14 protein-coding genes are annotated in these 11,992 nt (G+C 71.9%); 8 read left to right on the top strand and 6 right to left on the bottom strand.

What is annotated here, in order from left to right; translation table 11 throughout:
* The first annotated feature begins 19 nt into the window (after positions 1 to 19).
* From FB470_RS08585 to FB470_RS08570, 4 genes are read left to right on the top strand one after another with little or no spacing between them, the layout of a single operon-like run.
* A complete protein-coding gene (locus FB470_RS08585) occupies positions 20 to 793 on the top strand; it encodes a cytochrome c biogenesis CcdA family protein (RefSeq protein WP_306990246.1) in 774 nt (257 codons plus the stop codon).
* A complete protein-coding gene (gene resB, locus FB470_RS08580) occupies positions 790 to 2,388 on the top strand; it encodes a cytochrome c biogenesis protein ResB (protein ID WP_306990245.1) in 1,599 nt (532 codons plus the stop codon). The genes FB470_RS08585 and resB overlap by 4 nt, the downstream gene beginning before the upstream one ends.
* Positions 2,389 to 2,394: 6 nt before the next feature.
* Positions 2,395 to 3,393, top strand: coding sequence for a c-type cytochrome biogenesis protein CcsB (gene ccsB / locus FB470_RS08575; RefSeq protein ID WP_306990244.1), 999 nt, complete (start codon positions 2,395 to 2,397; stop codon positions 3,391 to 3,393).
* Positions 3,393 to 4,493, top strand: coding sequence for a MinD/ParA family ATP-binding protein (locus tag FB470_RS08570; protein ID WP_306990242.1), 1,101 nt, complete (start codon positions 3,393 to 3,395; stop codon positions 4,491 to 4,493). The genes ccsB and FB470_RS08570 overlap by 1 nt, the downstream gene beginning before the upstream one ends.
* Positions 4,494 to 4,526: 33 nt before the next feature.
* Here the strand turns inward: FB470_RS08570 and FB470_RS08565 are convergent, their stop codons facing one another.
* Both FB470_RS08565 and FB470_RS08560 read right to left on the bottom strand, forming a co-directional pair.
* Positions 4,527 to 4,700 carry a hypothetical protein gene (locus FB470_RS08565; protein ID WP_306990240.1) on the bottom strand — a complete coding sequence of 58 codons (174 nt, stop codon included), beginning with the start codon at positions 4,698 to 4,700 and terminating at the stop codon, positions 4,527 to 4,529.
* A gap of 136 nt (positions 4,701 to 4,836) precedes the next feature.
* Positions 4,837 to 5,046, bottom strand: a complete 210-nt coding sequence (locus tag FB470_RS08560) for a BldC family transcriptional regulator (protein ID WP_191245443.1) — start codon at positions 5,044 to 5,046, stop codon at positions 4,837 to 4,839.
* A 210-nt stretch (positions 5,047 to 5,256) separates the two neighbouring features.
* On the opposite strand from FB470_RS08560, the gene FB470_RS08555 reads away from it, so the two are divergent.
* Genes FB470_RS08555 through cds1 form a run of 3 tightly spaced genes read left to right on the top strand, consistent with a single transcriptional unit; the run spans position 5,257 to position 7,080 of the window.
* Positions 5,257 to 5,730 (top strand): Lrp/AsnC family transcriptional regulator, encoded by a 474-nt coding sequence (locus FB470_RS08555; RefSeq protein ID WP_306990239.1) that lies wholly within the window; start codon positions 5,257 to 5,259, stop codon positions 5,728 to 5,730.
* Positions 5,731 to 5,741: 11 nt separating this feature from the next.
* Entirely contained in the window at positions 5,742 to 6,023 is a 282-nt protein-coding gene (locus tag FB470_RS08550) for a DUF4229 domain-containing protein (RefSeq protein ID WP_306990237.1), read from the top strand.
* Positions 6,007 to 7,080 (top strand): L-cysteine desulfhydrase Cds1, encoded by a 1,074-nt coding sequence (gene cds1, locus FB470_RS08545; protein ID WP_306990235.1) that lies wholly within the window; start codon positions 6,007 to 6,009, stop codon positions 7,078 to 7,080. The genes FB470_RS08550 and cds1 overlap by 17 nt, the downstream gene beginning before the upstream one ends.
* Here cds1 and FB470_RS08540 read toward each other — a convergent pair.
* The 4 genes from FB470_RS08540 to FB470_RS08525 are packed head-to-tail and all read right to left on the bottom strand — an operon-like array spanning position 7,073 to position 10,221.
* Entirely contained in the window at positions 7,073 to 7,945 is an 873-nt protein-coding gene (locus tag FB470_RS08540) for a 1,4-dihydroxy-2-naphthoate polyprenyltransferase (protein WP_306990234.1), read from the bottom strand. The two genes, cds1 and FB470_RS08540, sit on opposite strands and share 8 nt — an antisense overlap.
* A gap of 23 nt (positions 7,946 to 7,968) precedes the next feature.
* On the bottom strand, positions 7,969 to 8,109 hold the full coding sequence (locus tag FB470_RS08535) for a hypothetical protein (RefSeq protein WP_306990233.1): 141 nt from the start codon (positions 8,107 to 8,109) through the stop codon (positions 7,969 to 7,971).
* Positions 8,110 to 8,140: 31 nt separating this feature from the next.
* Positions 8,141 to 9,289, bottom strand: coding sequence for an o-succinylbenzoate--CoA ligase (gene menE, locus FB470_RS08530; protein WP_306990231.1), 1,149 nt, complete (start codon positions 9,287 to 9,289; stop codon positions 8,141 to 8,143).
* 8 nt (positions 9,290 to 9,297) lie between these two features.
* Positions 9,298 to 10,221, bottom strand: coding sequence for a 1,4-dihydroxy-2-naphthoyl-CoA synthase (locus FB470_RS08525; protein ID WP_306990230.1), 924 nt, complete (start codon positions 10,219 to 10,221; stop codon positions 9,298 to 9,300).
* A gap of 57 nt (positions 10,222 to 10,278) precedes the next feature.
* Between FB470_RS08525 and menD the strand changes: the two genes are divergently transcribed.
* The gene (menD, locus tag FB470_RS08520; RefSeq protein WP_306990228.1) at positions 10,279 to 11,943 is read left to right on the top strand and encodes a 2-succinyl-5-enolpyruvyl-6-hydroxy-3-cyclohexene-1-carboxylic-acid synthase; all 1,665 of its coding nucleotides are present in this window, start codon (positions 10,279 to 10,281) and stop codon (positions 11,941 to 11,943) included.
* Positions 11,944 to 11,992: the final 49 nt, after the last annotated feature.

The following is an 11,992-nucleotide window of genomic DNA, read 5'->3' as shown; positions in this document are numbered from 1 at the left end:
CACTGCTTACCCTCGAACCGTGAACTCCGTGACCGAGCTGGCGACCTCCGGGCCGCTGCTGCTCGCCGCCGGGGTCGCCCTGCTCGCCGGCGCCATCTCGTTCGCCTCGCCGTGCGTCGTCCCGCTCGTGCCGGGTTACCTCGCCTACCTCGCCGCCCTCGTCGGTGCCGACGCGCCCGCCGTGTCCGCGGACGAGGGCCGCAAGAAGGGCCGCTACGCCGTCGTCGCGGCGGCCGGCCTCTTCGTGCTCGGCTTCACCGTCGTCTTCGCCGCGGGCGTGGGCAGCCTGGTCTGGCTCGCCGACGCCCTGCTGGTCAACCAGGACCTGCTGCAGCGCGTCGGTGGCGTGATCACCATCGCGATGGCCCTGGTCTTCCTCGGCCTGATCCCGGCGCTGCAGCGGGACGTCCGCTCGCACCGGGTCCCGCGTGGCGGGCTGCTCGGCGCGCCGCTGCTGGGCGCCGTGTTCGCCCTCGGCTGGACGCCGTGCATCGGCCCGACCCTGTCCGGTGTGCTGTCGCTGGCCGCGGGCACCGGCTCCAGCGGCGCCCGCGGGTTCCTGCTGGTCCTGGTCTACTGCCTGGGCCTGGGTGTGCCGTTCCTGCTGATCGCGTTCGGCGCGCGCTGGGCCGTGCGCGCCACCGACTGGCTGCGGCGCAACGGCCGCGCCGTCCAGATCTTCGGCGGCGTGCTGCTGCTCGTCGTCGGCGTGCTGCTGGTCACCGGCCTGTGGGGCGAGCTGGTCGGCTGGATCCGCAACGCCTTCGTCACGGACACGGTGCTGCCGCTGTGACCGCCACCGAAGCCCCGCCGGACCCCAAGCGGTACCGCAACTCGCCGGCCCAGCGCGTGCTGGCGCTCCTGCGCAACACCTGGCGCGGGCTCACCGCGATGCGCACCGCGCTGATCCTGCTGTTCCTGCTCGCGCTCGCCGCGCTGCCCGGCGCCCTGCTGCCGCAGCGCACGCTCAACGCCCCGAAGACCGCGCAGTACATCGCCGACCACGGCTGGTGGGGCACGCTGCTGGACCGCCTGCAGTTCTTCGACGTCTACTCCAGCGTCTGGTTCTCGGCGATCTACCTGCTGCTGATGATCTCGCTGGTCGGCTGCCTGCTGCCGCGCAGCGTCGAGTACTTCAAGGCGATGGGCGCCAAGCCGGTGCTCACCCCGCGCAACCTGTCCCGGCTGCCCCACTTCAGCCGCGCGACCACGCCGCGCGACGCCGACGAGGTCCTGGCCGCGGCGCGCACCCGCCTCAAGGGCTGGCGCACCGTCGAGCGCGAGGAGGCCGACGGGGCCCGCTCGATCAGCGCCGAGCGCGGCTACCTGCGCGAGACCGGCAACCTGGTCTTCCACTTCGCGATGCTCGGCCTGATCATCGCCTTCGCGCTGGGCAAGATGTACACCTACGAGGGCCAGGTGATCGTCCAGGCCAACGGGTCCCAGTTCTGCAACTCCGGGATCTACGCCTACGACTCGTTCACCCCGGGCCTGCGCGTCGACGGCACCGACCTGGAGCCGTTCTGCGTCAAGGTCAACGACTTCAGCGCCGAGTTCACCGAGGCGGGCCAGCCCGTCCAGTACAAGTCGCACGTGCAGTACCAGTCCGGCGCGGACCTGGAGACCGGCACGTGGCGCGACTACCTGCTCGAGGTCAACTCGCCGCTGCGCACCGCGGGCGACCGCGTCTACCTGCTGGGCAACGGCTACTCGCCGATCTTCACCATCACCTGGCCGGACGGCACCCAGCGCACCCAGGCGACCCAGTGGCGGCCCACCGACGGCACCGGGACACTGAACGAGGGTGCGACCAAGTTCGACCCGCCGGGCATCACCGACCCGTTCGAGCGGCGCACCAAGCAGCTGGCGATCACCGGCCTGTTCGCGCCGGACGGCCTGCTGCACGGCGGCGTGCTCACCGGCGGCGGCCCGCAGATGACCAACCCGATGGTCGCGGTCGACGTGATGCGCGGCGACCTCGGCCTCGACTCCGGTCAGAGCCAGTCGATCTTCTCGATCGACCAGTCCATGGTGGACGACGGGCGCCTGGCGCGGGTCGCCCGGTCGAACCTGACCGCCGGCCAGACGATCACCCTCGACGACGGCACCGCGGTGCGGTTCGACGGGGTGCAGCGCTACGTGTCGCTGCAGATCTCGCACGACCCCACCCAGACGTACGTGCTCGGGTTCGCCGTCGCGATGCTGCTCGGGCTCGGGTTGTCGTTGGTCGTCAAACGCCGCAGGCTGTGGGTGCGGGTCGTCCCGGACGGCGAGGCCGGGACAGGTACCGTGGTCGAGGTGGGCGGGCTCGCTCGCACCGACCAGGCGGGCTACGGCGAGGAGTTCACCCGGATCGCGGACGAGCTGCTCACAGGCAAACGGAGGTAAGCGGAGATGCCGGGCGCTGCTGTTAACGAGACGTTGTCCCAGTACAGCGACTGGTCCTACACGACGGCAACCGCCATCTACGTGCTGGCGCTGGTCTTCTTCCTCATCGAACAGTCATTCGGCGCGAAGGGCCGCCGTGCGGCCGAGCGCACCCGGGAGCGGGCGCGCGAACTGGTGGGCGCCGGTGGTCCGGACACGGTCGAGAGCCTCACCCCTCCGGCTGAAACTCCGGCGGCCCGCGCCACCCGCGGCCGCGCCGAGCGCATCGGCCGGATGGGCGCCGCGCTGACCGTCCTGGGCGTCCTGCTGCACCTCGCCGCGCTGGTGCTGCGCGGGCTGGCGACGCACCGCGTGCCGTGGGGCAACATGTACGAATACATCATGGCGGTGACGTTCATCGCCGTGGTGACGTGGCTCGTGGTGATCCGCAAGTTCCCGGCGCGGCACCTGTCCGGTTTCCTGCTGCTGCCGGTCGTCATCCTGATGTTCATCGGCGGCACGATGCTCTACACCGTGGCCGCCCCCGTCCAGCCGGCGCTGCAGTCGTACTGGCTGGTCATCCACGTGTCCGCGGCGGCGACGTCGTCCGGCATCTTCCTGGTGCCCGGCGTGGCCAGCATCCTGTACCTGGTCCGCACGGCCCACGAGCGCAACCCGGAGCGCTTCGCCCGGTTCGGCTCGCGGCTGCCCGCGGCCGACGTGCTCGACCGCATCGCCTACCGCACCACCGTCTTCGCGTTCCCGCTGTTCACCTTCGGCGTCCTGTGCGGCGCGGTGTGGGCCGAGGCCGCGTGGGGCCGGTTCTGGGGCTGGGACCCCAAGGAGACCACCGCGTTCATCGCGTGGGTCGTCTACGCGGCGTACCTGCACTCGCGGGCGACGGCGGGCTGGCGCGGCACCCGCGCGGCGGTCATCAACACCGTCGGGTTCGCGGTCACCGTGTTCAACCTGTTCTTCGTCAACCTGGTCACCACGGGCCTGCATTCCTACGCCGGGGTCGGCTGATGACCGAGCCGCGAGAGCCCGAGTCCTACTTCTCCGACGAACGCACCGACTCCACCTCGCACCCGGTCCCACCCCGCCGCCCGTGGCCGCAGCAGCCCGGCTACGACCCGAACCTGCCCCCGATGCAGCAGCAGTACGGGCAGCCGCAGTACCCGTACCCGCCCCTGCCGCAGCCCTCGCGGCCACGCCACACCGCCGCCGAGAGCCCGGTGCGGCCGCCTAAGCGCGTGCCGCAGTCCGGCTGGCGCAAGGCCGTCTACCTCGCCTCCGGCAAGCTGATCAACCCGGGGGAGAGCCCCGCCGAGCAGCGCCAGCGCGAGCTGGTCGCGCGCGTCAACCAGCCGCTGCGCGGGTGCTTCCGGATCGCGATGCTGAGCCTCAAGGGCGGGGTCGGCAAGACGACGATCACCACCACGCTCGGCTCGACGTTCGGGGCGCTGCGGGGTGACCGCGTGATCGCGGTGGACGCCAACCCCGACCGCGGCACGCTGTCGCAGAAGATCCCGATCGAGACCACCGCGACGGTGCGGCACCTGCTGCGGGACGCGGACAAGATCACGCGCTACAGCGACGTGCGGGCCTACACGTCACAGGGGTCGAGCCGGCTGGAGATCCTCGCCAGTGAGCAGGACCCGGCGGTGTCGGAGGCGTTCTCCGAGGCCGACTACCTGCGCACGGTGAACCTGCTGGAGCACTTCTACAACATCGTGCTCACCGACTGCGGCACCGGCCTGATGCACTCGGCGATGAAGGGCGTGCTGGACGCGGCCGACGCGCTGGTCGTGGTGTCCTCGGGCTCGGTGGACGGGTCGCGCAGCGCGTCGGCGACGCTCGACTGGCTGGACGCACACGGCTACGGCGACCTGGTGAAACGGTCGGTGACCGTGATCAACTCGGTGCGCCCCAAGGCGGGTTCGGTCGACCTGGACAAGCTGGCCGCGCACTTCGCGGCACGGACCCGGGCGGTGTGCCGGATCCCGTTCGACCCGCACCTGGAAGAGGGCGCGGAGATCGAGCTGGAGCGTCTGACACCGGAGACGCGGATGGCGTTGCTGGAACTCGCCGCCACGATGGCGGACGCGTTCCCGGGTAAGCGGTAACGAAATCCCGGGCCGGCCCGCACAGCGGTGCGGTCAGTCGTCGTCGGACTTCGGGGGCTTCTGCTCGCCGATCTTGCGCAGGAACTCGGGATCGTCGTCCGGCGGGACCGTCGCTCGCGAGGACACCCCCACGCGTTCGGGGCCGAACGCTCGCCACAACAGGACAGCGATGGTGAGCGCTCCGATCGCTGCGAGCAGGTAGATCATCCCCGCTCCCTTCCGAGTGCGTTGGCGCGGAACTGCTGCACCGAGGGTAACCCCTCGGGCGTGAGTTCTCCCTGAGCGCGCCGAAGCCCCGCGGGTTCCGGCGTCCTTGCCGGTCCGCGGGGTCATGCTGCTCGCCTCAGACGCGGGACGGCTCGCTCGCGTCCGTGGTGAGCTCGGCCAGCAGGGCGTTGACCTCGGACTCCCGGAAGCGCCGGTGTCCGCCCGGGGTGCGGATCGAGCCGATGCGGCCCGCAGTCGCCCACCGGGTCACGGTCTTCGGGTCCACCCGGAACAACGCGGCGACTTCGCCGGGCGTCAGCAGGCGCCCTCCCGTGCTCGCGGTCATTTTCCGCCTCCTTCACGACCACACTGCTAAACCGGAGGTCGAAGCCCCGGTTTTTCAACGCCGCAATCGTGTCATCTCACCCGCCAGGTACTCGAACGGTTGTCGAAGAGTAAAGGGTAAGTAATGGACAAAACGCCCAGCTTGCGTACGCTAAGCATCCTCCCGGCCAGCGGATGCCGGGACGGGGGAGCGGCCACCTAGGCTGGTCCCGTGGATGCCCTGGACCGCAAGATCATCGCCGCGCTGCGGCTCAACGGCCGCGCCACCTACGCGGAGCTGGGCAGAACGGTCGGCCTGTCCGCGTCGTCCGTGCACGAGCGCGTCGGCAAGCTCGAGGCGGCCGGCGTGATCACCGGCTACCACGCGACGGTGAACCCGAGCACGGTCGGGCTCGGCGTCACCGCGCTGGTCGGCATCCAGCCCACCGACACCGCCGACGACAACGACGTGGCCGAGGAGCTGGGCGCGTTGCCCGAGGTCGAGAGCTGTTACGCGGTGGCCGGGGACGAGGCGTTCGTGGTCAAGGTCCGGGTGCCGACGGTGGACGAGCTGGAGCACACGCTCGGCCGGCTGCGGCGGATCGGCGGCGTCGCCCGGACGCGGACCACCGTGGTGCTGTCCACCCGGTTCGAGGGCAGGCCGAACAACACGGTGCTCGAAGATCCGCCCCCGGCGGGCGCGTAGGCTCGGCAGACGTGAGCGAGACCCGTACCCACCTGGGCCGCGACCTGACGCTGTACCTGCTCGCGCGGTTCGGGCTCATCGTCGTCGTGGCGGCCGTGCTCGTCCTGTTCAAGGTGCCGCTGCTGGTCGCCTTGGCCGTCGGTGTCGTGGTCGGCCTGCCGGTCGGGCTGCTCGCGTTCCGCAAGCTGAACGCGCGGGTCACCGCCGGTCTCGCGGCGCGCAACGAGAACCGGGCACGGGAGCGGGCGAAGCTGCGTGCCCGGTTGCGGGGCGAGGATGCCGCCGGCGAATAGGGCGTGGGTGCGCGAGGCGATCCGCCTCATCGAAGCCGACGCCAACCGCAGCGCCGACACCCACCTGCACTGCTTCCCGCTGCCGCCGGAATGGGGCGTCGACCTGTACCTGAAGGACGAGTCGGTGCACCCCACCGGTTCGCTCAAGCACCGGCTGGCGCGATCGCTGCTGCTGTACGCGCTGGTCAACGGACAGATCGGCCCGGACACGACGTTGATCGAGGCGTCCAGCGGGTCGACCGCGGTGTCCGAGGCGTACTTCGCCCGGATGCTCGGCCTGGACTTCGTGACGGTGGTGCCGCGCAGGACGAGCCGGGAGAAGATCGAGCTGATCGAGTTCTACGGCGGCCGGTGTCACTTCGTCGACATCCCGTCCGCGATGTACTCGGAGGCCGAACGGCTCGCGGCCGAGTGCGGTGGGCACTACCTCGACCAGTTCACCTACGCCGAGCGGGCCACCGACTGGCGCGGCAACAACAACATCGCGGAGTCCGTGTTCGCCCAGATGCGCGCCGAGCGGCATCCGGTGCCGTCGTGGATCGTGGTGGGCGCGGGCACCGGCGGGACGAGCGCGACCTTCGGCCGGTACGTGCGGTACCGGCGGCACACCACGAAGATCGCGGTGGCGGACCCGGAGAACTCGTCGTTCTTCGGGGCGTGGGAGACCGGCGCGATGGACTACACGACGGGGATGCCGTCGCGCATCGAGGGCATCGGACGGCCACGCGTGGAACCGTCCTTCGTGCCGACCGTGATCGACCACATGATCCAGGTTCCGGACGCGGCGTCCCTGGCGGCGATCAGGTTGCTGCGGGAGCGCACGGGGCACTGGGCCGGCGGCTCGACCGGCACGGCGCTGTACGCGGCGTTCGAGATCATCGCGGGCATGCTCGAGGCGGGCCAGGTGGGCAGTGTGGTGACGCTCATCTGCGACGGCGGCGAACGCTACGCGCACACCTACTACAACGACGAGTGGATCGCCGAGCAGGGCTTCGACCTGGCCCCCCACACCGCGCGGATGGAGCGGTTCCTGGCCAGCGGCAAGTGGATCAGCTGACCGCGAGCCCCACCGCGGTCAGCACCGACCAGGCCAGCATCGCCAGCCCGGTGTCCTTCAGCACCGGGATCAACCGCGGCCCCGTGCCGCCGCTCGTGATCGCCCGCACCGGCGTCACGAACAGCGGCGCCGTGACCAGTGCGATCAACGGCCACGGGTGCCCGATCGCCAGCAGCAGCGTCACCACGTACGGCACCGCGATCAACGCCAGGTAGAACCGCCGCGTACCGGCGTCGCCCAGCCGGACCGCGAGGGTCACCTTCCCCGCCACCCGGTCGGTCGGGATGTCCCGCAGGTTGTTCGCCACCAGCACCGCCATCGAGAAGCACCCGACGGCCACCGCCGAGCCCAGGGCCTCCCAGCTGACCGAACCGGCCTGCACGTACACCGTCCCCAGTACGGCGGCCAGCCCGAAGAAGATGAACACCGCGACCTCGCCGAGCCCGGCGTACCCGTAGGGCTTGCGGCCGCCGGTGTAGAACCACGCGCCGAGGATGCACGCGGCGCCCATGGCGAGCAGCCACCACCGCCCGGTGACCGCCACCAGCACCAGCCCGACCACCCCGGCCGTGCCGAAGCAGGTCAGGGCCGCGGCCAGCACGAGCTTCGGCGCCGCGGCACCGGACCCGACCAGTCGGAGCGGGCCGACCCGGTCGGTGTCCGTGCCGCGGATGCCGTCGGAGTAGTCGTTCGCGAAGTTGACCCCGATGATCAGCGCGAGGGCGACGAGGAGCGCCAGCACGGACTGCCACCAGGAGAAGGCCCCCAGCTGGATCGTCGCCCCCACGCCCGCCACCACCGGTGCCACCGCGTTGGGCAGCGTCCGGGGCCGGGCACCCTCGATCCATTCCGTCACAGTCGCCATGACTGCATTCTCGTCGAGCGGGCCTACTCCCCGTCGACCGGGACGGACCAGGTCAAGGTGCCGGAGTCGGGTTGCGGTGGATCGGCCGCCGCGGTGCCGGCCACGGCGAGGACGGCGAAGGCGGCTCCGACGGCCGCGACCAGGAAACGTTTCAGTGATCTCATTGGCTTACTGAAAAACGGACCGCGCCCGATGTCAACCAACCGGGGGAAAAATCTGCTCCGCGACCGCCGTCCGGTCAATTTTGCCGGGCCCGCGCAGGGGGAGTGTGGTAACGAACTCGACCCGCTTCGGCACGGCCGCCGCGCCCGCTTCGGCGCGGACCGCGGCGCGCAACCGCTCCACGCTCGGCGCCTGGCCGTCGGGGATGACCGCCGCCGCCACGATCTGGCCCCACTCGGCGTCCGGCAGCCCGACGACGCACGACTCGCGCACCCCGGGCAGGGCCGTGATCAGGCGTTCCACCGTCGCCGCGGACACCTTGACGCCGCCGGTGTTGATCACGTCGTCCATGCGGCCGAGGACCTCGAGGCGCCCGCCGTGGAGCTGTCCCCGGTCGCCGGTGCGGAACCACCCGCCGTCGAAGGCGTCCGCGGTGAGGTCGGGCCGCAGCCGGTAGCCGTGGGTGAGGACGGGACCGGCGATGAGGACGCGGCCGTCGTCGGCGATGCGCACGTCGACGCCGTCGAGCGGCACGCCGTCGTAGACGCATCCGCTGGCCGTCTCGCTCATCCCGTAGGACGGGACGATACGGACACCGGCCTCCGCGGCCCGGGCGCGCAGCGCGGGGGTGGTGGCCGCGGCGCCGAGGATGATCGCGTCGAACGCCTTGGCCGCGGCCAGGCCGGGGCCGCCGGCGTCGAGCAGGCGGGTGAGCTGGGTCGGCACCATCGCGGTGTAGCGCGGCCCGTCGCCGGCGAGCACGGGGCGGGCGGCCTCGGCGAAGCGCTCGGCCCGGAACGGCCCGGGCGGCAGGGCGGCGAACGGCTGCCCGGCGAGCATCGAGCGGACCAGCACCTGCAGGCCGCCGATGTAGTTCGCCGGGGTCGCGAGCAGCCACCGGCCCGGCCCGCCGAGCCGGGCGTGGGTGGCCTCCGCGGACGCCCGGAGCGCCTCGGCGGACAGCAGGACGCCCTTGGGTTCGCCGGTCGACCCGGAGGTGGCGATGATCACCGCCGTCCCCGGCTCCACCGGCTCGTCCGGCCGCATCCCCGCGAGCAACGCGGGTGCCTTCGGATCACCGCCGTCCAGGGGGAGCACCGCGTCACCCCCGTCGAGCGCCGCGGCCAACGCCCCGGCCAGCTCGTCCACCGACCCCGGACCCCGTAGCCAGACCTCGCGCACGTTCGACCTCAGTAGTAGTAGGGGAAGGCCGACCAGTCGGGGTCGCGCTTCTGCAGGAACGCGTCCCGTCCCTCGACGGCCTCGTCCTGCATGTAGGCCAGCCGGGTGGTTTCGCCCGCGAAGACCTGCTGTCCGACGAGCCCGTCGTCGATCAGGTTGAACGAGTACTTCAGCATCCGCTGCGCCGTGGGCGACTTGCCGAGGATCTCCCAGCCCCACCGCAGCGCCTCGGCCTCCAGCTCGGCGTGCGGGACGACCTCGTTGACCGCCCCCATCCGGTGCATCTGCTCGGCGGTGTACTCGCGCCCGAGGAAGAAGATCTCCCGCGCGAACTTCTGCCCCACCTCGCGCGCCAGGTAGGCCGACCCGAACCCGCCGTCGAACGACCCCACGTCGGCGTCGGTCTGCTTGAACCGGGCGTGCTCGGCCGAGGCGAGCGTGAGGTCGCACACCACGTGCAACGAGTGCCCGCCGCCGGCGGCCCAGCCGGGGACCACCGCGATCACGACCTTCGGCATGAACCGGATCAGCCGCTGGACCTCGAGGATGTGCAGCCGGCCGGCCCGCGCGGGGTCGACCGTGTCGGAGGTCTCGCCGCTCGCGTACTGATACCCGGACCGACCGCGAATACGCTGGTCACCACCGGAGCAAAACGCCCACCCACCGTCCTTGGGCGAGGGACCGTTCCCCGTCAGCAGGACACAGCCGACGTCGGAGCTCATCCGCGCGTGGTCGAGCGCGCGGTACAGCTCGTCGACGGTGTGCGGGCGGAAGGCGTTACGAACCTCGGGGCGGTCGAACGCGACGCGCACGACGCGTTTGCCGGAGCGGGCCTCGACGGAACGGTGATAGGTGATGTCGGTGAAACCGAAACCCTCGATTTCGGTCCAGGCGGACGGGTCGAACAGCTCGGAAACCTGGGCGTCATGCACGTTTGGGAGAATAGGCCGTGTGACTGTGGTGACGGGTGACACGCCGGGCGGTGACCGGTGAATCCGTCGACCGCACAGGCCAAGGTCATCGTGGACGAGCTCGTCCGCAACACCGTCTCGCACGTGGTCCTCTGCCCGGGCTCGCGCAACGCCCCGTTGTCGCTGGCGCTGCACGACGCGGCCGCCGCCGGGCGCCTCCAGCTGCACGTCCGCATCGACGAACGGGGCGCGGGCTTCCTCGCGCTCGGCATCGCCGCCCGCACCGGCCGCCCGGTCGCCGTGGTCTGCACGAGCGGCACCGCGGCGGCGAACTTCCACCCCGCGGTCCTGGAGGCCGACCGGGCCGGGGTGCCGTTGATCGTGCTGACCGCCGACCGCCCGCCGGAGCTGCGGGCCGCGGGCGCGAACCAGGTGATCGAGCAGCAGCGGCTGTACGGCAACGCGGTGCGCTACTTCGACGAGCTGGCCGTCGCCGAGCGGCGCGGCGGCCAGAACGCGTACTGGCGCAGCCAGATCTGCCGGGCGTGGAACGCGGCGTACGGCGAGTGGCGGTGCGGCCCGGTCCACCTGAACGTCCCGTTCCGGGAGCCGCTGGTGCCCGACGGCGACAGCGAGTGGTTCGAGTCGCTGGAGGGGCGCCCGGGCGGGGAGCGCTGGACCGAGCTGCCGGACTTCGGCGCGCTGCCGTCGTTCGTGGTGCCCTCGGCGCGCTGCGGGCTGGTGATCGCGTGCGACAGCGGGGTGCGCGCGGCGAGCGAGTGGGGTGAGCAGCACGGCTGGCCGGTGATCTCCGAGACCGGTGGCCTGGGGCTGCTCGGGTCGTCGGCGATCTCGTCCGGCGTGTGGCTGCTCGGCGCCGAGGAGTTCATCCGGCGGCACCGGCCCGAGCAGGTGCTGTGCCTCGGGCGGCCGACGGTGTTCCGGCAGATCCAGCAGCTGCTGTCGGACGCCGACGTCGAGGTGCTGCTGGTCCGCCCGGACTCGGACTGGCCGGCGCCCGCGCACAACGTGCGGCAGGTCGGGCAGTGGTTCGACTCGCCGACCAAACCGGCCGACCCGGAGTGGCTCGCCGCGTGGCAGCGCGCGGACGCCGCCGCCACGGAGGCGCTGCACACGGCGTTGCGGCGCGAGCAGTGGCCGAGCGGGCTGCGGCTGGCGTCCGAGCTGGTCGACGCCCTGCCGCCGGACGCGCTGCTGGTCGTCGGCTCGTCGAACCCGGCGCGCGACGTCGCGCTGGCCGGTCGGATGCGGCCGGACGTCCTGGTGCACCGCAACCGCGGCGTGGCCGGCATCGACGGCACGGTCTCGACCGCGATCGGCGCGGCCTCGGTGCACCGCGGGCAGGCGTACGCGCTGCTGGGCGACCTGACGTTCCTGCACGACGTGAACGGCCTGCTGGCCGGACCGCCGGAAACCCGCCCCGATCTGACGATCGTGGTGCTCAACGACGACGGCGGCGGGATCTTCTCGCTGCTGGAGCAGGGCGCGCCCGAGCACCGGGACGCGTTCGAGCACGTCTTCGGCACCCCGCACGGCGCCGATCTCGCGGCGCTGTGCGCCGGGTTCGGCATCCCGCACGTGCTCGCCGGCACGATCGGGGAGTTCCGCGACGCGCTGCGCCCCACCCCCGGCCTGCGGGTCGTGGAGGTGCAGGTGGACCGGTCCCGGCACCGCGACCTGCACGCCCGCATCCGCGCCGCCGTGTCGGGCGCTCTCGGTTGACGGGAACCTCCTTCCGGACGTGTCCGGTGGGAGGTTTTCCCGCTAGCGT

Origin of the sequence: Amycolatopsis thermophila, from assembly GCF_030814215.1 — a bacterium.
GTDB classification, from domain to species: domain Bacteria; phylum Actinomycetota; class Actinomycetes; order Mycobacteriales; family Pseudonocardiaceae; genus Amycolatopsis_E; species Amycolatopsis_E thermophila.
The sequence above is the reverse complement of the archived record's forward strand: the minus strand, read 5'-3'. Positions and strand labels throughout refer to the sequence as shown.

Bases quoted from the DNA above. Each gene is read 5' to 3' on its own strand.
- FB470_RS08565 (WP_306990240.1), bottom strand. From the start codon at position 4,700: ATGATCTACCTGCTCGCAGCGATCGGAGCGCTCACCATCGCTGTCCTG.
- FB470_RS08540 (WP_306990234.1), bottom strand. From the start codon at position 7,945: ATGGCGACTGTGACGGAATGGATCGAGGGTGCCCGGCCCCGGACGCTG.
- FB470_RS08535 (WP_306990233.1), bottom strand. From the start codon at position 8,109: ATGAGATCACTGAAACGTTTCCTGGTCGCGGCCGTCGGAGCCGCCTTC.
- cds1 (WP_306990235.1), top strand. From the start codon at position 6,007: ATGCCGCCGGCGAATAGGGCGTGGGTGCGCGAGGCGATCCGCCTCATC.
- FB470_RS08560 (WP_191245443.1), bottom strand. From the start codon at position 5,046: ATGACCGCGAGCACGGGAGGGCGCCTGCTGACGCCCGGCGAAGTCGCC.
- ccsB (WP_306990244.1), top strand. From the start codon at position 2,395: ATGCCGGGCGCTGCTGTTAACGAGACGTTGTCCCAGTACAGCGACTGG.
- FB470_RS08570 (WP_306990242.1), top strand. From the start codon at position 3,393: ATGACCGAGCCGCGAGAGCCCGAGTCCTACTTCTCCGACGAACGCACC.